Below are 22,909 nucleotides of genomic sequence, written 5' to 3'. Positions count from 1 at the left end.
TGCTTTTTTACCGGGCCTGTCTGGAAATGCCGCCAAACCCGGAATCTGTCTCGCAATGTGATCTCTGGCACGCTATGCGCTTAATGCGTATGATGAAGTCCTGAGAAAACAGGAGCCTGTCATGCCCACCGTGCTGTCTGTCTGCTGGCGCTATTTACGTGCCTTTGTCATTATTTACGCTGCTCTTTATGCCGGAATCGGCATTGCCGCCCTTCTCCCGATCACCATTCCCGGTAGCATCATCGGTATGTTGCTGTTGTTTGCCTTGCTGGCACTGCAAATTCTGCCGGTTGATTGGGTCAAGCCTGGCTGCCACTTGATGATCCGCTACATGGCGTTGCTGTTTGTGCCGATCAGTGTTGGCGTGATGGGCTATACCGACATCCTTACCGCCCAATTCGGTCCGATTGTGGTTTCCTGCCTGGTCAGTACTTTCCTGGTGTTGGTGGTGGTGAGCCTGAGCGCTGAACGGATGCAACGGCCAAAAGTGAGGAAGGAATCGAACGATGAGTGACATCTGGTGGTCATTACCCCTCACCCTCGCCGCTTATTTCCTGGCACGCAAGCTGGCCGCGAAAATCAATATCTCCATCATTAATCCGCTGCTGGTGGCGATGGCGATTGTGATTCCAATTTTGTTGCTCACCCATATGCCTTATGCGCGTTACTTCGCGGGCAGTGCGCTGCTGAATCAATTATTACAACCTGCCGTGGTTGCACTGGCCCTGCCGTTGTATGAGCAGATGCATCAAATCCGCGCGCGCTGGAAAACCATTATCAGCGTCTGTTTTATTGGCAGCCTGACCGCCATGATTTCCGGCACCGCCATTGCGTTATGGCTGGGAGCGACCCCGGAGATCGCCGCCACCATTATGCCGAAATCCGTCACCACGCCGATCGCGATGGCCGTGTCCGGCTCGCTGCATGGTATTCCCGCCATCAGCGCCATCTGCGTGCTGATTGCTGGGGTGCTGGGTGCCGTGTTCGGTCATATGCTGCTGAATCTGTTACAGGTAAAAAGCAAAGCATCGCGGGGACTAGCCATTGGCAATGCTTCGCATGCGTTGGGTACTGCGCGAGCGGCGGAAATTGATTATCAGGAAGGGGCATTCAGTTCTCTGGCGTTGGTGATTTGCGGCATTATTACGTCGTTACTGGCACCGTTTCTCTACCCGGTCCTGATGCACTGGCTGGGATGAAACTTGCGAGAGATCTCTCAAAGTTGAAACGCGCAAATCGTCTTACATTGTCAGAGAGATATAGATCACATATAAACCTTCTGGCGGCGTGCCGCCGCTGACGAGGTAACGAGGCCATCATGCATCCAAGATTCACTTCCGCTTTCTCTGCCCTGCCGCTCAGACTGCAACAGGCGCTGCAACCCTTGCTGGACGCGGCCGATTTTCATGGCGTGCTGCATGCCAATGAAGTGACACAGCTACAGCAGGCTACCGGTCTGGATGCAGATGCCCTCGCTCTCGCGCTGTTGCCATTGGCGGCATCCTGCGCGATTGCCCCGGTGTCGAACTTTAACGTGGGCGCGATCGCGCGCGGCATCAGTGGCAACTGGTATTTTGGTGCCAATATGGAGTTCCGCAACGCCCCATTGCAGCAGACAGTACATGCTGAGCAAAGCGCTATCACCCATGCCTGGCTGCGTGGTGAAACCCGGCTGGAAACCATCACCGTCAACTACACACCTTGCGGGCACTGCCGCCAGTTTATGAATGAACTGAACAGTGGCACCGCAATTCGCGTCAGCCTGCCGGGACGGGCAATCCGCACCCTTGGCGATTATCTGCCCGATGCCTTTGGCCCGGCAGATTTGAATATTGCCGAACGTTTGCTCACCCCGGTTGATCATGGTTTTGCTTTGCAGGGCGATACACTGCAACAGGCAGCCATCGAAGCCGCCAATCAAAGCCATGCACCCTACAGTCAGAGCTACAGCGGCGTGGCGCTACGCAGTCGCAGTGGGCAGATTTTTACCGGACGCTACGCCGAAAATGCCGCGTTTAATCCCAGCCTGCCACCGCTACAGGCAGCATTGATTCTGATGAATATGCATAACGAAGCCCTGGATGGCATTCAGCAGGCGGTACTGGCGGAGTGTCAGACGGCAACCCTCAGCCAGCGAGATGCCACGCGTGCGACACTTGCGGCGCTGGGTTGTCATGCGTTTGCAACAGAAACCTTGTCAGCCATTGCAGTTAAGTGATCCTTTTACCGCTTTTGTGACCTTTTATTAACAAAAGCTGTACATCCGCAGGAAATTTCATAGGATCGGGCGCCAGAAATCACTTCACAATAAGAAAGGCTGGCGTTACCTTTCCCGGCGACACGCCAGAAAACACTGCAACCGGAGCAAACATTGCATGGAACTCGAGTACGAAAGTAAACGTCCGCTGTATATTCCTTACGCGGGTCCGATCCTGCTGGAATTTCCGCTGTTGAACAAAGGCAGCGCCTTCTCTCTCGAAGAACGTAATGAATTCAATCTTAATGGCCTGCTGCCCGAAGCGGTTGAAACCATTGAAGAACAGGCAGAGCGTGCCTGGCGTCAATTCCAGGATTTTAAGAACAATAACGACAAGCACGTCTATCTGCGTAATATCCAGGACACCAACGAAACCCTGTTCTACCGACTGCTGGACAATCATCTGGAAGAGATGATGCCGATCATCTACACCCCGACGGTCGGTGCCGCCTGTGAACACTTCTCCGAGATTTATCGTCGCGCACGCGGCGTGTTTATTTCCTATAACAATCGCGACCGCATCGAAGACATGCTGCAAAACGCCACCAAACAGAACGTGAAGGTAATTGTGGTCACGGATGGTGAACGTATTCTCGGCCTCGGTGACCTCGGCATCGGCGGCATGGGGATCCCGATTGGTAAACTTTCGCTGTATACCGCCTGTGGTGGCATCAGTCCGGCGTATACCCTGCCGGTAGTGCTGGATGTAGGTACCAATAACCAGCAATTGCTGAATGACCCGCTGTACATGGGCTGGCGTCATCCGCGTATTTCTGGCGAAGAGTACGAAGCCTTCGTTAATGATTTTATCCAGGCCGTTAAACGCCGCTGGCCGAAAGTTCTGCTGCAATTTGAAGACTTCGCCCAGAAAAACGCCATGCCGCTGCTGGAACGTTATCGTGATGAAATCTGCTGCTTCAACGATGATATTCAGGGCACCGCCGCGGTGACCGTGGGTACGTTGATCGCCGCCAGCCGTGCCGCAGGCAGCCGCCTGTGCGAACAAAAAGTGGTGTTCCTGGGTGCCGGTTCTGCTGGCTGTGGTATCGCCGAACAAATTATCGCGCAAATGAAGTCGGAAGGTCTGAGCGATGATGAAGCACGCTCTCGTGTCCTGATGGTGGATCGCTTTGGTCTGCTGACCGACAAATTGCCAAATCTGCTCGATTTCCAGAGCCGTCTGGTGCAGAAGAGCGACAATCTGAAGGGCTGGGATATCACCAGTGATTCGATCTCTCTGTTGGATGTGGTACGCAACGCCAAACCGGATATCCTGATTGGTGTTTCCGGACAGCCAGGTCTGTTCACCGAAGAGATCATTCGTGAGATGAACAAGCACTGCAAACGCCCGATTGTGATGCCGTTGTCCAATCCAACCTCGCGCGTTGAAGCAACTCCGGCAGATATTATCGCCTGGACCGACGGAGCCGCACTGGTGGCAACTGGCAGTCCGTTTGCACCGGTGAACTGGAAAGGTAAAACTTATCCGATTGCCCAGTGCAACAACTCCTATATCTTCCCCGGTATCGGTCTGGGTGTGATTGCCGCTGGTGCTTCGCGCGTCACCGATTCGATGCTGATGACCGCCAGCCGCGCTTTGGCTGATTGTTCACCGCTGGTGAATGATGGTGAAGGTCCGGTGCTGCCGGAGATCAAGGATATCCAGGGCGTATCGAAAGTGATTGCGATGGAAGTGGGCAAAGCCGCGCAGCTGGCAGGTGTCGCGGTGGTGACCTCAGAAGATGTCCTGTCACAAGCCGTCAACAATAACTTCTGGCTGCCGCAGTACCGTCACTATCGTCGTACTTCAATCTGATGCTGTTCCATGCCGGGCTGTGACACAGGCCCGGCAGTGCTTAAAAAAACGCCAGCCAACTGGCGTTAACTTGCTTCCCGCAGATGCCTAAAGTAGCCTTTAACCATTACTTTTTCCGCCAACCGAGTGCCTGCGTGCATGATTAAACGCATTTTCATTGGTCTGCTTTTCATCATCTTACTGATGATGGCGACCGCGCTTGGCCTCGATCGCTGGATTAGCTGGAAAACGGCTCCTTACATCTATGAAAACGTTGCCTCGCTGCCGCATCGGCAGGTCGGCGTGGTGTTAGGCACTGCCAAGTATTATCGTACCGGCGTTATCAACCAGTATTACCTGTATCGCATTCAGGGCGCACTCAACGCCTACAACAGTGGCAAAGTGAATTACCTGCTGCTGAGTGGTGACAATGCGCTGCAAAGCTACAACGAGCCGATGACCATGCGGCGCGATTTGATCAAAGCAGGTGTCGATCCAGCGGATATCGTGCTCGATTATGCTGGATTTCGTACGCTGGACTCGATAGTGCGCACCCGCAAGGTTTTCGACACCAACGATTTCATCATCATTACCCAGCGTTTCCACTGCGAGCGTGCATTGTTTATCGCCTTACATTTAGGGATCCAGGCGCAGTGCTATGCCGTGCCTTCGCCAAAAAATATGCTGACAGTGCGTTTCCGCGAGGTGGGTGCTCGCCTGGGTGCGCTGGCGGATCTTTATCTGATGAAACGTGAACCGCGATTTTTAGGGCCGCTGGTGCCAATCCCGGCACTGCATGAAGTGCCGGAGGATGCACAGAGTTATCCGGCAGTCACACCGGAACAGTTGCTGGAACTGGAACAGAAGCTGAAGAAATAACCCGATGCCGCTACGGGAATAACAAAAGGGCCGCTTATAGCGGCCCTTGTTGTTAACGGTATGGTTATTTCTTGCGTGCGTATTTCAGTGAATCCAACGCCACGGCGAAGATAATGATGCCGCCCTTGATGATGTACTGCCAGTAAGGGTTAACACCGATATAGGTCAGACCGTAGTTAATAACGGTGAAGATGATCACACCGGTCACCACACCCGCTACCGTACCAACACCACCGGCGAAGGAGACGCCGCCGACCACACAGGCCGCGATCGCATCCAGTTCATACATAAAGCCGAGGTTGTTGGTAGCACTACCGATACGCCCCGCTTCCAGCATCCCACCGAAGGCATAGAACACCCCCGACAACGCATACACCAGAATCAGGTTCAACGGGACGTTTACGCCAGAGACTTTCGCCGCTTCCGGGTTACCACCGATAGCGAAGATGTTTTTACCGAAACGCGTTTTGTTCCACAGAATCCACACGAACACGATAGCGATGATGGCGTAGAAGGTGATGTATGACAGTTTGAAATCGCCAAAGCGGAAGAAGCCCTGAGCAAACTTCGAGAAGCCCGCATCAAAACCAGCAATCGGCGATGCACCGACAAAGTCGTAATACAGCGAGTTAATACCGTAAACGATGATCATGGTGCCAAGGGTGGTGATGAACGGGGTCACTTTCAGGTAAGCAATGATGACACCGTTAACCAGGCCGATGATACCGCCAATCACGCACACGGTGAGGATCACCAGCGGAATCGGCACGGTATCAAGATGCGGGAACACCTTGTTAGCGTTATCCATCGCCTGCAACAGCGTTGCTGCCACCACCGCCGCCAGGCCAACCTGACGACCTGCCGACAAGTCAGTACCCTGGGTGACAATCAACCCGGCGACACCGAGTGCGATAATAATACGCACTGATGACTGGGTCAGAATATTACTCAGGTTCATTAAACTTAAAAATGTCGGATCCTGGAAAATAATAATAGCCAGCAGTACCAACAGGACAACGTAAATGCCGCCCTCTTTTAACCAGGTTAGCGCATTCTTTTTAGTAGTCGCTTTCATGTTAAAGCCCTTGCTTCATTAAAGGTGTAATGACGCTAAACGCAGGATTTCATTCTGCGAGGTCGTTTTAGTATCAACAATGCCCGCTACCTGTCCATTACTCATCACCAGAATGCGATCGGTAATGCCCAACAGTTCTGGCATTTCAGAAGAGATAATAATGATGCCCTTTTCTTTCTTCGCCAGCTCAGCAATCAACTGGTAAATTTCGAATTTTGCCCCAACATCAATACCACGAGTGGGTTCATCCAGCATCAGAATTTCCGGCTGAGTGAGCAACCAGCGGCCAATAATTACCTTTTGCTGGTTACCGCCAGAAAGCGATCCAATTTGTGTATGGTGCCCGGGCGTTTTCACCCGCATCGCATCAATCACCCATTGGGTGTCGCTTTTCATGCGTTTATTGTCCAACAGCCCCATATTATTTTTATACTTTCTGATATTAGAAATAAGCGAGTTAAATCCAATATCGAGGTAAGCATAAATACCGGTAGAACGACGTTCTTCCGTGACCAGCGCAAAACCGTGGTTAATGGCTTCGTTGGCGCTGTGGTTATTAATCGCTTTACCGTGCAATTTGATGGTGCCGCCCGATTTTTCGCGAATACCAAACAGCGTTTCGACGATATCGGTACGTTTGGCCCCCACCAGCCCGGCAATACCCAGGATTTCACCTTTATGCAGATCAAACGAGATATCGCGGATCGACGGTTGGCGCAGCGACGTCAAATGACGCACTTCCAGAATCACTTCACCCGGCACGTTGATTTTGTCCGGGAAGCGCTGGTTAAGCGAACGCCCCACCATCATGGCGATGATCTTATCCATATCCAGCCCTTCCAGCGGCTGGGTGGCAATCCATTGTCCATCACGCAGAATGGTAATCTCATCGCATAACTGGAAAATTTCTTCCATCTTATGCGAGATATATACGATGCCGCAGCCACGATCTTTTAACTTACGGATAATAGTAAAAAGATGATTAACTTCTTTTTCCGTCAGCGATGAAGTGGGCTCATCCATAATAACGATTTTGGCGTCATAGGAGAAAGCCTTGGCAATTTCAATCATCTGCATTTGTGAAACAGAAAGATTGGCCACTTTATCGCGTGGGTCGATATCAATATCCAGTTCTTCAAAGATCGCCTTGGTATCGCGATACATTTTATCCTGATCAACAAACACGCCTTTGCGCGGATAGCGGCCCAGCCACATGTTATCCATTACGCTGCGTTGCAGAACCAGGTTTAATTCCTGATGCACCATCGACACGCCATTTTCCAGCGCCTCTTTGGAGCTTTTGTAATCAATTTCCTCACCCTGAAACAGGATGCTCCCCGTATCCTTTTTATAAATCCCAAACAGACATTTTAATAATGTGGATTTCCCGGCACCGTTTTCACCCATTAATGCGTGAACTGAGTGAGGGCGCACTTTTAAATTCACATTATCTAAGGCTTTAACCCCTGGAAATGATTTTGAGACATTCGTCATCTCCAGCAGATATTCACGCTGTGTGGTCGGATTATCACTGGCCATAATTTACCTGGCTAAAAAAAGCGTTGGTCAGATGCAATAAGGCGCGGCGAAACGCCGCGCCCAGGACGGATTACTTCACAAACTGGGACAGATTTTCTTTATCTACCGGTACATAAGGAACACGGACGATCTTATCAACCATCTTGAAGTTGGTACCTTCAGTCGCTGGCTTGCCGTCAGCCAGGTTTTTCGCCATATCCAGCGTAGCTTTGGCCTGGTTTTCCGCATCGTTCAGCACCGTACCAGCCAGCGCGCCAGATTTGATCAGCGCCAGGGCTTCCGGCAGGGCGTCAACACCGAACACCGGGATAGAGGTCATGTTGTGTGCTTTCAGTGCTTCAACCGCACCCATTGCCATCGCATCGTTGTTGGCGATTACCACTTCGATTTTCTTAGAGTTAGGGCCAGACAACCAGGCGTCCATCTTATCTTTCGCCTGTGCGGTGTCCCACATCGCGGTATCCATCGCTAACTGCTGGGTTTTGATACCGTCTTTGTTCAGGGTATCAATAACGTATTTGGTACGGGCTTCCGCATCCGGGTGGCCCGGTTCGCCTTTCAGCAGCACAAACTGGATTTCGCCATCTTTGTTCAGATCCCACGCCGGAGTCGCTTTCCAGTGTTTCTCAATCAGTTTGCCCTGGATAACGCCAGACTCTTTGGAGTCAGTACCCACGTAGTAGGCTTTGTCATAGCTGGCCAGCACTTTCGCGTTCGGTTCTTTGTTGAAGAACACCACCGGCACATCATTCGCTTTGGCTTTATCAATCACCACCGCCGCTGCCGCCGGGTCTACCAGGTTGATCGCCAAAGCTTTCACGCCTTTGGCCATCAGCACGTCAATCTGGTCGTTCTGTTTTGACTGGTCATTCTGCGAGTCATTCATCAGCAGCTGCACGCCGCCCACTTTCTTCGCTTCACTCTCAATGTCCTTACGCACCATGGACATAAAGTTGTCGTCATATTTGTAAATGGTCACGCCAATACGGGTATCGGCGGCGTGAGCAGTTGCACCAAACATCATGCTGGCAACCAGTGCTGTGAGCGTGAAAACCTTCTTATTCATGGTATCTCCGGTTTTTTTATGCAGGGTATTTCATCGCGCCGTGCTGCTCTGCGGCAGACAACGCAGTCGGTTGAAACTCTCTGATGGGTGGTTGCATAACGCTTAAGCCGAACCCCATCGTTTTCCTGACTTCCCTGTGCGTAACCGCTTCCTGAAGAATGTTGTGAACCATTTCAATCGGCTGCTGAAACCATACCGGGGAAGGAAAACCCGGCGTTACATAATGTTTCAGTCCGGTAAGACGCTGCCATCATAGTGAGCGCCATGTTAATTAACTGTGAATACAATCACAGATTGAAAACGGTTACACTGCCCCATCGCCTGAATTAGTGACGGACTCCACATTTTGCCGCTGGGCCACGGAGTGGCGACGCACCAGCGTTGGCATAAAGCAATGCGTGGCATTGTGATCAAGTTCGCCAGCCGCCCCTTTCAGCGCCAGTTCGGTAGCCAGTTTTGCCATTGAAACAATGGGATAGCGCACCGTCGTCAGTTGCGGATCGGTATAACGCGAGATAGGAATGTCATCGAAACCGATGACGGAGAAATGTTGTGGCACCTGAATGCCGTTATCCTTCAGCGCGGTGAGCGCGCCTGCGGCCATGCCGTCGTTATAGGAAAAGACGGCGGTTAAATGTTGGTTACGTCCCAGTAACTCCACCATCGCCGCTTCACCGCCTTGCATATCGGGTTCAGCCTGGGCGATCCAACTCTCTGGCGGGCGTATTCCCTGCTCTGCCAGCGCCTGCAACCACCCTTCACGGCGCTGCGCGACGTCCTCAATCGGATGGCTGGAGCTGAGGAAACCAATGCGTTGATGGCCCTGCTGTAACAACATGCGCGTGGCAACCAGCGCACCGGTGACATTATCCAGACAGACGCAACGGTCCTCATAGCCTGGAATAGTACGATTAATCAGTACCATACCCGGAACCTGTTCGAGGAATTGCGCCAGCTCGGCGTCTGAAAGCGTTTTCGCGTGTACCACCAGCGCGTTGCAACGCTGGCGGATCAACACCTCAATCGCGTGGCGTTCTTTCTCTTCCTGATGCCAGGAATTGCTGATCAGCACATGTTTATGCATACGCTGAGCGACGGTATCAACCGATTTCACCAACGCACCAAAAAAGGGGTCAGACACGTCCATCACCACGACACCAATGGTATCGCTGACCTGGGTTGCCAGCGCCTGAGCATTGGCGTTGGGGCGATATCCCAAGGTTTCCACCGCCTGTAGCACGGCGTCGCGGGTATCTGGCGTAACGGCACTGCTGTTATTGAGCACTCGCGAGACGGTGGCTACCGACACACCGGCCTGACGGGCGACATCACGAATCGTTATCATGCAGCTGTTCCACAGAGGAGAAAATGCGCCTGGCGCGCGTAACGGCGCTATTCTGTCAGGGCATTTGTGGGCACAGCGTGAATTACGTCACACGGATGAAAACGGTTACATACAATTCTGCAACCTTTGTGATGGCCGTCATTATCTTTACGGGATCGCGTTACTTGATTTACCGGCAGCAAGGGCGGTCAGTTTGCGCCATAGCCACTCCATCGGCCCCTGGCGGAACGCGCGCAACCACAATACGGAAAACAGGATATTAACCAGCCAGATAGCCGGAACGAAAGCCAGCAGGTGCAGCCGGTCAAACTTCATAAACAGGCCAAAACGGTAGAACAGCGTGGTGCAGATTAAGGTCTGAAGCAGGTAGTTACTGAGCGCCATGCGTCCGACACATTGAATGGCAAAGCTGATGCGCGTGCGGGCGATTTGCGGCCAGAATCCCAGACAAAGCGCGGCATAGCCGAGGCTGATAAACGGGCTGGCCACATCGCGCGGCACCTGTAAGTAAAAGCCACTCCAGAGGAATTCCCAACCAAGGTGCCACTGGGCGACGATGCCGGGGATGGCAATCAACCAACCCACACCCAGCAACATCACTGCCGCACGTCGATAATGCTGCACGCTGAACTGGCCGCTCAGCCAGCCGCTGCGCATCAGTGCCGCACCGATCAGCATCAATCCCGCCAGTTGCCAGCCGTATTGTGATGCCAGCGCCATCAGGCTGGATGCAAGGTGATCGAGCCGGTTTTGCACCGTCTCCCAACCGCCCAGCAGCTTCCAGTAACGTTCATATTGCAGATCGGCCGCTCCCGGCAACCAGGAACGGCTGGGCTGCGGCGTGGAAATCGCCCCAAACACCACCAGCACCCCACACCCCACCAGATACAGCAGCACGCCAGTTTGCAGCAAGGCTCGATCGGAGGGCACTTCACGCAGCATGCGCCAGATAATCAGCCCAACCAGGCCATAATCCAGCAGGATATCCCCTTCCCAAAAAAACACCGCGTGGATAAAACCAAGCAGCACCAGCAGCGATAAGCGCGATGTTATCCAGCGGCTGCCGCGCGGGATCTGCATATGCAGACCGGCCCCGAACAATAACGCAAACATTGTGAGGAATTTGAGTTGGGCCAGGCCATCCATGATCGCCCAGGTCCAGGCATCGGACAACGATATGTCACCCTGCCAGGCCGGGTTGAGGTAGGCCGCCGAAGGTAAACCAAAGCCGACAATGTTGAGCAGTAAAATGCCGAGGATGGCGCAACCACGAATGAAATCCAGCGCGAGATAGCGTTGCATCGGGTGTCCTGAGAGAAAAATGAAAACGGGCGGCAAACGCCGCCCAAATTAATTAGTTGTGACGCACTGCGCGCAGAAACTCCTGACGGGTATTCTGGCTGGATTTGAACAAACCACCTAACGAGGTGGTGGTGGTCGCACTGGTGGCATCCTTGACGCCGCGCGCTTTCACGCAGTAATGCACCGCATCGATCGACACCGCCACATTGTTGGTGCCCAGCAACGTTTGCAGCGCCACCAGCACCTGCTGGGTCAGACGCTCCTGCACCTGGGGGCGCTGGGCAAAGAACTGCACGATGCGGTTGATTTTCGACAGGCCAATGACCTTGTCTTTCGGGATATAAGCGACCGTGGCTTTCCCATCGATAATCACAAAGTGATGTTCGCAGGTGCTGGTCAGCGTGATATCACGTACCGTCACCATCTCATCCACTTTCATCTTGTTTTCGATAACGGTGATTTTCGGGAAGTTGGCGTAGTCAAGACCTGAGAAAATTTCATCAACATACATCTTGGCGATGCGATGCGGTGTTTCCATCAGGCTGTCATCTTCCAGGTCGAGATTCAGCAGCTGCATAATTTCGGTCATATGACCGGCGATCTGACGCTTACGGGTTTCGTCGTCCATCTCGCGCACCGGGGCGCGTAACGGCGTTTCCAGGCCACGCGCCAGCAGCGCTTCATGAACCAGGGCGGCTTCCTGACTTAAGGTGCTCATCGTACTCTTCTCCGGCAGGTGATGCGCCCGCAGATTTTTGCCTGCGGGGGAAATTCTGAGCGCGTATTGTGAAACACTCCGCGCCCTTAATCCAGCAATCAATCTGATTGGAGATGAAAGCTTTTCATGGTGCCGCGCGACGCAACACCAGAGCTCCGGCCAGCAACAAACCGGCTCCGGCTACCCACAACGCCGGCTCCAGCTGATGCCACAGCAGCGAGGAGATCCACGACAATAATGGCCCACCCAATTGCCCGACGGCATAACCGGTGGTCAGCAGCCCGGCCAGATAACGTGTATGCTGCGGAGCCAGTTCGCGGCCATACTGCAACGCCAGCTGCACCACGCACAGGAAGCCGCCACCAATTAACGCAGCCCCGATCATCAGGCCATTCAGCCCCGGCATAACACTGGCCGCAATCACCCCCAACGCCTGCGCCCATAACACCAGCGCAAGGCGAAAATGGCTGGTGCCCCAATGTCGGGTCAGGATGCCCAGCACAATCCCCAACACCGCCGCACCGCCGAATACCGGCCAGACAAACTGCGCAAACGCGCTGTGCGGGAAACGCGCAGCAGCCATTTGCGACAGAAAGGTGGCGGGCAGAATATAACCGAATCCGGCCAGGCTGTAGCTCAGCACCAGTCGCTTCAGGTTGCCATTCAGCACCAACGGTGCAGGTGCCTGATCGGGACGATGGAGCTGGCCCTTGCGCGGCAGAAATCGTGCGATGGCGGCAATCAATACCAACGCCAACAGGCCATAAGCGCCCCATGCCAGCGCCGCGCTGGCACCGATGGCGTGCAGCAGTACCGCCAGCATGCCGCTGAGGAAGATGCCGGTACCCGGCCCGGCAAACACCGCCGCCGACAGGCCCGGACGACCGTGGTGCAGCAGCTGCTCATTACTCCACGCCGCCACCAGCACCATCGCCCAACCACTGGCACAACCGATCAGGAAACGGATCAGCCCATGCATCCACGGGCCACTGACGCAGGCGGAGATCAACGTCAGCACCACCGCGCCCCAGACCCCCATCTGTAAACGCCACTCAACGCGTTTGCGTGCGCGCATGGCATCAAAAGAACCGCACAGATAACCGAGGTAGTTGAGCGCCGCCACCAGGCTGGCGCTGGTTAAGGTCAGCTGATGGTCCTGAATCATCAACGGCACCTGCGGCGTGAAAGCAAATCGCCCAATCCCCATAGCAACCACTAAACTTAAGAATGCGCTGAGCGCGACGCGAAACGGCATAACCAACCCCTGATCTTGTTTTATCACTTGCCTCAAGCATGCGCGATGTTTAAACTCACGAAAAGTGAATAATACTAACTAAGTTGTTTACGAGAAGAGAATATGGATTTAGTCCAGTTACGTATGTTCTGTTCTGTAGCCGAAACCGGCTCGCTGGTTCGCGCGGCGGAACAACTGCACCGTGTCCCCTCCAACCTCACTACCCGCCTGCGTCAGCTGGAGGAAGAGTTAGGAGTGGATCTGTTTATCCGCGAGAAACAACGTATCCGTTTGTCGCCGATGGGCCATAACTTTCTGAATTACGCCCAGCGTATTCTGGCGTTGAGCGATGAGGCGCTGAGTATGACACGCGCGGGCGAACCCGGCGGCAATTTTGCCCTTGGCTCGATGGAAAGCACTGCGGCAACCCGTCTGCCAGGCCTGTTGGCGGCTTATCATCAGCGTTTTCCTGCGGTGGCGCTCTCGCTGATCACCGGCACCTCCGGGGAGATCATCGATAAAGTGCGCGAAGGTACACTGGCGGCAGCGCTGGTGGATGGCCCGGTCACCCACGACGACTTAAACGGTTGTATCGCTTTTCGGGAAGAGATGGTGCTGATCACCAGCCTTGAACATAAACCGATTAAAAACGCACGGGATACCCAGGGCGACACGCTGTTTGCCTTCCGTAACAGCTGCTCGTATCGCGTCAAACTTGAGTCCTGGTATCGCGACAGCCAAACCGCACCGGACAGCGTGATGGAAATCCAGTCCTACCACGCCATGATGGCCTGTGTGGCGGGAGGGGCCGGCGTCGCGATGATCCCGGCCTCGGTGCTGAACCAGATGCCGGGTAAAGTTCGGGTACAGGAACACGCGTTGCCACCGGAGTATCGCGACACCGCCACCTGGCTGATGTGGCGGCGTGATGCCTTCACTCCCAACGTGGAAGCGTTGAAGTATTTGATTATTGAACAATTTGACGACCGGCCGCTCAATGATGAGTTAATGCATCCTTTGCATGCTGCTGAGTAATTTTAACCCTTATCACGACCAACGGGCTGTTTGGCCCGCATCTACAGGAAGAGGAATTGCATGAACATGATTAAAACCCGTGCCGCCGTTGCCTGGGCAGCTGGTGAACCGCTGAAAATCGAAGAAGTGGATCTGATGCCACCACAGAAAGGCGAAGTGCTGGTGCGCATTGTGGCGACCGGTGTGTGCCACACCGATGCTTATACCCTGTCGGGTAAAGATCCGGAAGGCGTGTTCCCGGCGATCCTTGGCCATGAAGGCGGCGGCATCGTGGAAGCGGTTGGTGAGGGTGTGACCAGCGTGGCCGTCGGCGACCATGTGATCCCGCTGTACACCCCGGAGTGTGGCAAATGTAAGTTCTGCCTGTCGGGCAAAACCAACCTGTGCCAGGCGATTCGCGCCACCCAGGGCAAAGGCTTGATGCCGGATGGCACCACCCGTTTCTTTAAAGACGGTCAGCCGATTTTCCATTATATGGGTACCTCGACCTTCTCTGAGTACACCGTCGTGCCGGAAATTTCGCTGGCGAAAATCAGCAAAGAAGCGCCGCTGGAAGAAGTGTGCCTGCTGGGCTGTGGCGTCACCACCGGTATGGGTGCGGTGATGAACACCGCCAAGGTGAAAGAAGGCGATACCGTGGCGATCTTCGGCCTGGGCGGTATCGGTCTGTCGGCGATTATCGGCGCGAAAATGGCGAAAGCTGGCCGCATTATCGGTATCGATCTCAACACCAGTAAATTCGATCTGGCACGCAAACTGGGCGCCACTGATCTGATTAACCCGAAAGATTATGACAAGCCGATTCAGGATGTCATCGTCGAGTTGACGGATGGCGGCGTGGATTTCTCATTCGAATGTATCGGTAACGTCAACGTGATGCGCTCCGCGCTGGAATGCTGCCACAAGGGTTGGGGCGAATCCGTGATCATCGGTGTGGCGGGTGCCGGGGAAGAGATCTCCACCCGTCCGTTCCAGTTGGTGACCGGTCGCGTATGGCGTGGTTCCGCATTCGGCGGCGTGAAAGGCCGTACCCAGCTGCCGGGTATCGTGCAGGATTACCTCGACGGGAAATTCGCGCTCAACGATTTCATCACCCACACCATGCCGCTGGAAGAGATTAACGACGCCTTTGAGTTGATGCATGAAGGAAAATCCATCCGCTCGGTGGTGCATTTCAACAAATAAGCAGGAGGCGTTATGGCATCCACTCTGGAATTGCTGGAAGAACATCGCATGTTTGGTGGCTGGCAACAGCGCTGGCGGCATCATTCAGCGGTGCTGAACTGCCCGATGATCTTCAGCATTTTTTTGCCGCCGCCGCAAGACGACACACCGCCGCCGGTGGTGTGGTTCCTCGCCGGACTGACCTGTACCGACGAGAACTTCACCACCAAAGCGGGCGCGCAGCGCGTGGCGGCGCAGCTGGGTCTGGTGCTGATTATGCCGGATACCAGCCCACGCGGTGACGATGTGGCGAATGACAGTGCTTACGATCTGGGCCAGGGCGCGGGGTTCTACCTCAACGCCACCCAGCAACCGTGGGCCGCGCATTACCGCATGTTCGATTATCTCAGCAAGGAGTTACCGGCACTGGTCGCCGATAACTTCAAGTTGAGCGAACGACAGTCGATTATGGGGCATTCGATGGGCGGCCACGGCGCATTGCTGCTGGCGCTGCGCCTGGGCGGACGTTTCTCTTCGGTGTCCGCTTTTGCACCCATCGTAAATCCGACGGAAGTGCCGTGGGGACAGAAGGCGTTCAGCGCCTATCTGGGCGAGGATCGTGCCGCCTGGCGTGAGTACGATAGCTGCCTGTTGATGAGTGAGGTGGAAAATCGCCTGCCAATCCTGATCGATCAGGGTGACAACGATCAGTTCCTGGCGGATCAACTGCGTCCGGAACGTCTGGAAGAGGTGGCGCGTGAACAGGGTTTCCCGCTGGAGTTACGTATTCAGCCGGGCTACGACCACAGCTACTTCTTTATCGCCAGCTTTGTTGAAGACCATCTGCGTTTTCACGCGAAGCATTTACTGGTGTAACTGACAAAACCTACGTAGCGGCGCGATTTATCGCGCGAGTCTTGAGCACGCAGCTCGAAAAAAACGCGCGATAAATCGCGCCGCTACGAACGCCTTAAATGATAGATTCGGCTACCAGCCCATCAATCATCACCTGCGGCATACCACGCGAGCAGCATTCAATGCGGCCGCGCACCCCATAAACCTGAGCCAGCGTCTCCGGCGTGATCACCTGAACCGGCTCGCCGTCAGCCAGCAGCGTCCCGTTTTTCAACATCAACGCATGATCGGCATGGCGCAGCGCAATGTTGATATCATGTACCACCACCACGGTGACGATATTGCGCAATTGCGTTTCACGGCGTACCAGATCCATAACGTGGAACTGATAGTTAAGGTCCAACGCACTGAGCGGCTCATCGAGCAGCAACAACTCCGGGCGACGAATTAAGGATTGTGCCAAACCGACTAACTGTTTCTGCCCACCCGAGAGTTGGTCCAGATAGCGCATGGCCAGATGTGCAATGCCCAACTGATCCAGCAGATGCATAATTTCTGCTTCGCTGGCTGCGCTGTGCAGACCACCAGAAGCGCGCTGCGCGACAATGATCGATTCCAGCACATGCAGATGCACCCCGGCGGGTAGGGTCTGTGGCAAATAAACCACACGCTGGGCACGACGGGCAAACGGCTGAGTCATCAACTCTTCACCATTCAACCACAACTCGCCCTCCCCCTTGCTTAACCCCGCCAGCGCACGTAGCAGCGTCGACTTACCACAACCATTTGGCCCCAGCAGCACGGTGATTTTACCGCGAGGCAGTTGTGGCACATTGAGGTCTTCAATGACTTTGCGTTTGGGGTAGCCCGCGTAAAAGTGGCTGAGACGTAATCCTTGCTCCATCACACATTCCCCCGATGACGCAAAATAATACTCAGGAAGAACGGCACGCCAACCAGAGAGGTCACGATACCGACCGGAATGATGACGCCGGGGATCAGGTTTTTCGATGCCACAGAAGCCAGCGACAGCACCAGCGCACCGATCAGCGCACTGGCAGGCAGATAATAACGATGGTCTTCACCGAACATCATACGGGCGATATGCGGCGCCACCAGGCCAATAAAGCCAATCGGCCCAACAAACGCCACTGCCAACGCGGAAAGGATGCTGATACGCAGCAGGGTGGCGAGGCGCAGACGGCGCACGTCAATACCGAAACTGATGGCACGATCTTCACCAAGACGCAGCGCGGTCAGCTTCCAGCTACTGAGCATCGAGAAAGGCAGCAGAATGGCAAACGCAGCGGTTAGCACGCCGAGTTTCTCCCAGGATGCGCGCGCCAGACTACCCATGGTCCAGAACACCAATCCCTGAAGCGTATCTTCGCTGGCGATAAACTGCATCATCGACACCAGCGCATTAAAGGTAAACACCAGCGCGATACCAAACAGCACCACGCCTGAGGTAGAGACTCGCGTCCAACGTGTAATGCCGTCCAGCATCAGCGCGGCAAACAGCGCGAAGATAAAGGCGTTAGCCGAGATAAACCACTGGTCCGGTACGCCGGGAATACCAATGCCGAGAATAATCGCCAGCGCCGCACCAAAAGCCGCCGCAGAAGAGACACCAAGGGTGAAAGGGCTGGCCAGCGGGTTATTAAGGATGGTTTGCATCTCCGCACCGGCAAGCCCGAGCGAGAATCCGACCACAATCGCCATCAGCGCATAAGGCAGGCGGATATCCCAGACAATCACCCGTGTACCCGCATCGACGCTATCGGGGTGCGTCAGGGTTTGCCACAGGGTATCTAGTGAAAGACCGGCCGGGCCAAGAGTGAAATCGAGAATTAATGATGCCAGAATCGCCAGCACCAGAACGCCAATCAGCAACATCCTCTGACGCAGCACCTGGTGATAGCGCGTCATGGTATCGATATCGTTGCTGTTTTCCGCCACCAGCGCGGCTTCCGTGGTACGCATTGATCTACCTGTTCCCCGTTGCAATCATAACGGCTGCCACAATAGAGCAGGTGATAATAATTATCAATTTTATCTCTGTTACAAAGAAGCAAAAAAAAGCGCGGACTTTGCCGCGCATTTCTCTTTATTACGTCACTCTTTAAACGTCGGGAAATCCATTTCGTTGTATTTCACAAAACGGGTGCCACGCACCAGCTTGTAACCCAACCAAATCACCAGGAACAGTGGAATACCGATATAGGTTGCCGCCACGCCGTACCAGTCAATACGGTCTGCCAGGAACGCCTGATAATTCTGGCCCAGTGTAATAATCAGACACAGCACAAACGCGAAGATCGGTCCAAGCGGGAAGAAACCTGAGCGATAGGGTAAATCCGCCAGATCCCTGCCCTGCGCCATATAGCCGCGACGGAAACGATAGTGGCTGATGGCAATGCCCAACCAGGCGATAAAGCCGGTCATACCCGAGGTGTTCAGCAACCACAGATAAACTTCCTGGTTGCCAAATTTCGAGGTCAGGAAGCACAGCCCGGCAACCACGGTGGTGGCATACAGCGCGTTACGCGGCACACCGCCTTTCGACAGTTTGCCAAAAATACGCGGGGCTTTACCTTCACGCGCCAGATTGAACAGCATACGGGTCGAGGCATACATGCCAGAGTTACCCGCTGACAACACCGCCGTCAGGATCACCGCATTCATCACCGCCGCCGCAGACAGCAAACCGGCATTCTGGAACACCAGGGTGAACGGGCTGATGCTGATATCGGTGATGTCGTTATGCAGCAGCTTAGGATCGGTATACGGCAGAATCAGGCTGATGATCAGAATGGCGAACACGTAAAACAGCAGGATACGCCAGAACACCTGACGTACCGCACGCGGAATATTCTTCGCCGGATCTTCAGACTCTCCCGCAGCGATACCAATCAGTTCGGTACCCTGGAAGGAGAAACCAACAATCATTGCCACGCCAATCATCGCGGCAAAACCACCAGCAAACGGCGCATCCCCTACCGTCCAGTTATGCCAGCCCGCATTTTCCGCGCCACGCATAATGCCGACGATCATCAACACGCCGACCACAATAAAGATAATCACGGTGGCGACTTTAATCAGCGAGAACCAATATTCCGCTTCACCAAAGCCTTTAACCGAGATGTAGTTGAGCAGGAACATCAGGCCGAGGAACAGCGCGCTCCAGATCCAGCCGGGGGTATCCGGGAACCAGTAGTTCATTACCAGCTGAGAAGCGACGAGATCGACCGCGATGGTCACTGCCCAGTTGTACCAGTAGTTCCAACCCAGCGCGAAGCCGAAGCCCTCTTCCACGTATTTGGCACCGTAGGTGGCAAAGGAACCGGACACTGGCATAAAGGCGGCCAGTTCGCCGAGGCTGGTCATCAGGAAGTAAACCATCAGCCCGATCAGCGCATAGGAGAGCAGCGCACCGCCCGGACCAGCCTGAGAAATGGTGGCACCCGAGGCGACAAATAGACCAGTGCCGATCGATCCGCCAATGGCGATCATAGTGAGATGGCGCGCTTTTAATTCACGGCGCAGCCCAGGTTGTTGTGTTGTTTTTGAGTCATTATGCATGTGTAAACGCTATGCTGAATAAAAATAAGGCGCGATTGTAGCAGCTAAGCCTGCTCTGTATAGCATTCACGTCGGGTTATTAGTTACGTTCATAATCGTTACAAAATTATTAGCCAGTTGCGTTTACTCGCGGCAATACGTCAGGAAACGGTTGAGTGCTTTTGACAGGTGTTTCTGCCGATGATGGATGCGATACAGGGTGCGTGTCAGACGCGGCAGCGGCACCGCTACCTCAACCAACGTGCCGGCTTCCAGCAGATCAGCAATCACCCGCCGTGACAGGCAACTGATGCCCATCCCGTGGCGCACCGCGTGTTTGATCGCCTCGGAATTCCCCAATTCCATACCCAGTTGGAACTGCGGCAAATGCGACAGCAGCAGATAATCGACGATTTCACGCGTACCGGAACCGCGCTCACGCAGGATCCAGGGGGCAGCCGCCAGACTTGCCAGGGTGATCGGTTGTTGCAGGATGGCGGCATCTGGCGCGGCAAACACCACCAACTCATCTTCCAGCCAGGGTTCGCTAATCAATTCCGGCATATGGCATGGCCCTTCAATCAGACCAATATCCACGCGGAAATCAGCCACTGCATTGATGGCATCCTGGCTGTTACCCACGCTCAGTTCCAGCGGCAGCGCGGGAAAATCGCGCCGATACGCCGCAATCATGCCCGGCAACAGGTAGTTGCCGATGGTGCTGCTGGCGAACAGACGGATCGCCCCGTTGTCCTCTTTAAACAGCTGCTCGATTTCGCCAGCCTGCTCCAGTAACCCAACGGCGCGCGGATAAAGCAGACGACCATGCTCGTTTAACACCAGACGTTTGCCGACCCGGTCAAACAGTTGCACGGCAAGCTGGCTTTCCAAATCCGCCAGCGCGGCGCTTACCGCCGACTGCGACAGCGCCAAAACCTGCGACGCCTGCGTCGTTGAGCCACTTTTCAGTACTTCAGTAAAAACCTCGATCTGACGCAGCGTAATGTGCACGCGTCCTCCTCACATTGCTTACCACTTATAATGGTTAATTATAAATATATTATCAATTTCACTTTTAAGCCAGCCAGGCGCACGCTAAAGACCTACTAAGGAGGAGTGTATGGCTGACATAAGCGTAAGCAAAACCCCGTTTCCCTTTCATCACTGGCTACCCGGCTTGCTGCTGACTGCCGCCATTGCGGGCTGTGCCGCGTTACTGGCTCAGCAGCCCTGGCTGGCTGGCGCAGGGTTTGGTGCATTAACGCTGGCGATTATTTTGGGCATCCTGCTCGGGAACAGCCTGTATCCCCGTCTGGCCAGCCAATGTGATAGCGGCGTGCTGCTGGCGAAACAGCGTCTGTTGCGTCTCGGCATTATTCTGTATGGCTTTCGCATTACCCTACAGCAAATTGGTGATGTTGGCCTGAGTGGCGTGTTGATTGATGTGCTGGTGCTCAGCTCGACTTTCATGTTGACCTGTTTTCTCGGCATTCGCCTGCTGAAAATGGATCGCGAAACCGTGTGGCTGATTGGTGCGGGTAGCAGCATCTGTGGGGCAGCGGCAGTACTCGCCAGCGAACCGATTATCAAAGCCGAGCCGTCAAAAGTGGCCGTCGCGGTCGCCACCGTGGTGCTGTTTGGCACCCTTGGCATCCTGTTATATCCGGTGATCTGGACGCTGATACCGCCGGTCAGTGAAGCGCATTTTGGCATCTACACCGGTTCGACGCTGCATGAAGTGGCTCAGGTAGTCGCTGCCGGTCATGCTATCGGCGCGGATGCGGAAAACAACGCGGTGATCGCCAAGATGCTGCGCGTGATGATGCTGGCCCCTTTTCTGCTGGTGCTGGGCAGTTGGTTACGCCGTCAGCGCAGTCACAGCAGTACGCGTTCTCAACCGGTGGCCTTTCCGTGGTTTGCCCTGCTGTTTATTGGCGTGGCGTTGTTTAACTCATTGCATCTGTTGCCTGCCAACGTTGTGGGTGGCATCAACCAACTGACAAACCTGATGCTGGCGATGGCGATGGCCGCGCTTGGCTTGACCACCCGCTTTAGCGCGTTGAAGCAGGCTGGCGTTAAACCTCTGCTGCTGGGATCGATGGTGTTTATCTGGCTGATTATCGGTGGCGGCGCACTGAATGTGCTGGTGCAACATTTCATGGCCCAGGTACATCCGCTATGATGGGCGTTTTGCAAAACCCAGCCCATTCAGGAGAGCGGCATGAAATATATCGGCGCACATGTCAGTGCATCAGGCGGCGTAGACCAGGCAGTGATCCGTGCCCACGAACTGGAAGCCACAGCTTTCGCGCTGTTCACCAAAAATCAGCGCCAGTGGCGCGCCGCCCCCCTCTCCGGCGAGGTGATTGATGCGTTCAAAAGCGCCTGCGAGACGTATAAATTCACGCCAGGCCAGATTTTGCCGCACGACAGCTATCTGATTAACCTTGGCCACCCGGTGATGGACGCCCTGGAAAAATCCCGTGATGCCTTTATTGATGAAATGCAACGCGCTGAACAACTTGGCCTGACGTTGTTGAACTTCCATCCGGGCAGCCATCTGCAACAAATTGAAGAAGAGGCCTGCCTGAAACGTATCGCGGAGTCGATCAATATCGCGCTGGAGCAGACGCACAACGTTACAGCCGTGATTGAAAACACCGCCGGTCAGGGCAGCAACCTCGGTTTCCGCTTTGAACATCTCGCGACCATCATTGAACACGTCGAGGATAAATCACGCGTTGGCGTGTGCATTGATACCTGCCATGCCTTTGCCGGGGGTTATGACCTGCGTACGGAAGAGGCCTGTGTCGCGACCTTTGCTGAGTTTGAACGCATTGTTGGTTTTCAGTATCTGCGCGGGATGCATTTGAATGATGCCAAGAGCACCCTCGGCAGCCGTGTTGACCGTCATCACAGCCTTGGCGAAGGCAATATCGGTAAAACCGTGTTTAGCTGGCTGATGAAAGATGCACGCTTTGATGGTATCCCGATGATTCTGGAGACTATCAACCCGGACATCTGGAAAGACGAAATTGCCTGGCTGAAGTCGGAACAGCAAGGATAAAAAAAGGGGCGACCTTA

General features: G+C 54.5%; 21 protein-coding genes. 10 read left to right on the top strand and 11 right to left on the bottom strand.

Features of this window, described 5'->3' with window-relative positions; all coding sequences use genetic code 11:
- Positions 1-121: 121 nt before the first annotated feature.
- The 5 genes from CTZ24_RS15350 (at position 122) to sanA (ending at position 4,931) form a co-directional block, all read left to right on the top strand.
- Complete coding sequence (locus CTZ24_RS15350; protein WP_208723963.1) at positions 122-514, top strand: CidA/LrgA family protein; 393 nt, start codon at positions 122-124, stop codon at positions 512-514.
- Positions 507-1,199, top strand: coding sequence for a CidB/LrgB family autolysis modulator (locus CTZ24_RS15345; RefSeq protein WP_021184988.1), 693 nt, complete (start codon positions 507-509; stop codon positions 1,197-1,199). The genes CTZ24_RS15350 and CTZ24_RS15345 overlap by 8 nt, the downstream gene beginning before the upstream one ends.
- A 119-nt stretch (positions 1,200-1,318) precedes the next feature.
- A complete protein-coding gene (cdd, locus tag CTZ24_RS15340) occupies positions 1,319-2,218 on the top strand; it encodes a cytidine deaminase (protein ID WP_208723962.1) in 900 nt (299 codons plus the stop codon).
- Between the two features lie 157 nt (positions 2,219-2,375).
- Positions 2,376-4,073, top strand: coding sequence for an NAD-dependent malic enzyme (locus CTZ24_RS15335; protein ID WP_021184990.1), 1,698 nt, complete (start codon positions 2,376-2,378; stop codon positions 4,071-4,073).
- Positions 4,074-4,211: 138 nt separating this feature from the next.
- The gene (sanA, locus tag CTZ24_RS15330; RefSeq protein WP_021184991.1) at positions 4,212-4,931 is read left to right on the top strand and encodes an outer membrane permeability protein SanA; all 720 of its coding nucleotides are present in this window, start codon (positions 4,212-4,214) and stop codon (positions 4,929-4,931) included.
- A gap of 64 nt (positions 4,932-4,995) precedes the next feature.
- Here sanA and mglC read toward each other — a convergent pair whose 3' ends face one another.
- From mglC to CTZ24_RS15295, 7 genes are all read right to left on the bottom strand, one after another.
- Positions 4,996-6,006 carry a galactose/methyl galactoside ABC transporter permease MglC gene (gene mglC, locus CTZ24_RS15325; RefSeq protein ID WP_013509791.1) on the bottom strand — a complete coding sequence of 337 codons (1,011 nt, stop codon included), beginning with the start codon at positions 6,004-6,006 and terminating at the stop codon, positions 4,996-4,998.
- An 18-nt stretch (positions 6,007-6,024) separates the two neighbouring features.
- Positions 6,025-7,545 carry a galactose/methyl galactoside ABC transporter ATP-binding protein MglA gene (gene mglA, locus CTZ24_RS15320; RefSeq protein WP_021184992.1) on the bottom strand — a complete coding sequence of 507 codons (1,521 nt, stop codon included), beginning with the start codon at positions 7,543-7,545 and terminating at the stop codon, positions 6,025-6,027.
- A gap of 70 nt (positions 7,546-7,615) precedes the next feature.
- Positions 7,616-8,611, bottom strand: a complete 996-nt coding sequence (mglB, locus tag CTZ24_RS15315) for a galactose/glucose ABC transporter substrate-binding protein MglB (RefSeq protein WP_021184993.1) — start codon at positions 8,609-8,611, stop codon at positions 7,616-7,618.
- Positions 8,612-8,915: 304 nt separating this feature from the next.
- Entirely contained in the window at positions 8,916-9,956 is a 1,041-nt protein-coding gene (galS, locus tag CTZ24_RS15310; protein ID WP_021184994.1) for an HTH-type transcriptional regulator GalS, read from the bottom strand.
- Positions 9,957-10,103: 147 nt separating this feature from the next.
- Positions 10,104-11,258: a DUF418 domain-containing protein YeiB gene (yeiB, locus tag CTZ24_RS15305; RefSeq protein ID WP_021184995.1), complete on the bottom strand. Its 1,155-nt coding sequence runs from the start codon at positions 11,256-11,258 to the stop codon at positions 10,104-10,106.
- Positions 11,259-11,310: 52 nt separating this feature from the next.
- A complete protein-coding gene (gene folE, locus CTZ24_RS15300; RefSeq protein WP_013509796.1) occupies positions 11,311-11,976 on the bottom strand; it encodes a GTP cyclohydrolase I FolE in 666 nt (221 codons plus the stop codon).
- Positions 11,977-12,100: 124 nt separating this feature from the next.
- Complete coding sequence (locus tag CTZ24_RS15295; protein ID WP_208723961.1) at positions 12,101-13,231, bottom strand: YbfB/YjiJ family MFS transporter; 1,131 nt, start codon at positions 13,229-13,231, stop codon at positions 12,101-12,103.
- Between the two features lie 102 nt (positions 13,232-13,333).
- Here CTZ24_RS15295 and ptrR point away from each other — a divergent pair, with 102 nt between their 5' ends.
- Genes ptrR through fghA form a run of 3 tightly spaced genes read left to right on the top strand, consistent with a single transcriptional unit; the run spans position 13,334 to position 16,285 of the window.
- Complete coding sequence (gene ptrR / locus CTZ24_RS15290; protein WP_021184997.1) at positions 13,334-14,245, top strand: putrescine utilization regulator PtrR; 912 nt, start codon at positions 13,334-13,336, stop codon at positions 14,243-14,245.
- Positions 14,246-14,305: 60 nt separating this feature from the next.
- On the top strand, positions 14,306-15,430 hold the full coding sequence (locus CTZ24_RS15285) for an S-(hydroxymethyl)glutathione dehydrogenase/class III alcohol dehydrogenase (RefSeq protein WP_021184998.1): 1,125 nt from the start codon (positions 14,306-14,308) through the stop codon (positions 15,428-15,430).
- A 12-nt stretch (positions 15,431-15,442) separates the two neighbouring features.
- Positions 15,443-16,285, top strand: coding sequence for an S-formylglutathione hydrolase (gene fghA / locus CTZ24_RS15280; RefSeq protein ID WP_208723960.1), 843 nt, complete (start codon positions 15,443-15,445; stop codon positions 16,283-16,285).
- A gap of 94 nt (positions 16,286-16,379) precedes the next feature.
- Here the strand turns inward: fghA and CTZ24_RS15275 are convergent, their stop codons facing one another.
- The 4 genes from CTZ24_RS15275 to yieE form a co-directional block, all read right to left on the bottom strand.
- On the bottom strand, positions 16,380-17,168 hold the full coding sequence (locus CTZ24_RS15275; protein ID WP_021185000.1) for an ABC transporter ATP-binding protein: 789 nt from the start codon (positions 17,166-17,168) through the stop codon (positions 16,380-16,382).
- Positions 17,168-18,247, bottom strand: coding sequence for a FecCD family ABC transporter permease (locus tag CTZ24_RS15270; protein ID WP_021185001.1), 1,080 nt, complete (start codon positions 18,245-18,247; stop codon positions 17,168-17,170). The genes CTZ24_RS15275 and CTZ24_RS15270 overlap by 1 nt, the downstream gene beginning before the upstream one ends.
- Positions 18,248-18,379: 132 nt before the next feature.
- Positions 18,380-19,846, bottom strand: a complete 1,467-nt coding sequence (locus CTZ24_RS15265; protein ID WP_208723959.1) for an amino acid permease — start codon at positions 19,844-19,846, stop codon at positions 18,380-18,382.
- 123 nt (positions 19,847-19,969) lie between these two features.
- Positions 19,970-20,836, bottom strand: coding sequence for a DNA-binding transcriptional regulator YeiE (gene yieE, locus CTZ24_RS15260; RefSeq protein WP_208723958.1), 867 nt, complete (start codon positions 20,834-20,836; stop codon positions 19,970-19,972).
- A 109-nt stretch (positions 20,837-20,945) separates the two neighbouring features.
- Here yieE and CTZ24_RS15255 point away from each other — a divergent pair, with 109 nt between their 5' ends.
- Together CTZ24_RS15255 and nfo are read left to right on the top strand one after the other, a co-directional pair.
- On the top strand, positions 20,946-22,007 hold the full coding sequence (locus tag CTZ24_RS15255) for a YeiH family putative sulfate export transporter (protein ID WP_208723957.1): 1,062 nt from the start codon (positions 20,946-20,948) through the stop codon (positions 22,005-22,007).
- A gap of 39 nt (positions 22,008-22,046) precedes the next feature.
- On the top strand, positions 22,047-22,892 hold the full coding sequence (gene nfo, locus CTZ24_RS15250; RefSeq protein ID WP_021185008.1) for a deoxyribonuclease IV: 846 nt from the start codon (positions 22,047-22,049) through the stop codon (positions 22,890-22,892).
- The last annotated feature ends 17 nt before the right edge of the window (positions 22,893-22,909 follow it).

The sequence above is a fragment of the Pantoea phytobeneficialis genome, assembly GCF_009728735.1.
In the GTDB taxonomy this organism is placed as follows: Bacteria; Pseudomonadota; Gammaproteobacteria; order Enterobacterales; family Enterobacteriaceae; genus Pantoea; species Pantoea phytobeneficialis.
Note: the sequence above shows the minus strand (reverse complement) of the source record. Positions and strands in the feature narration are given on the sequence as shown.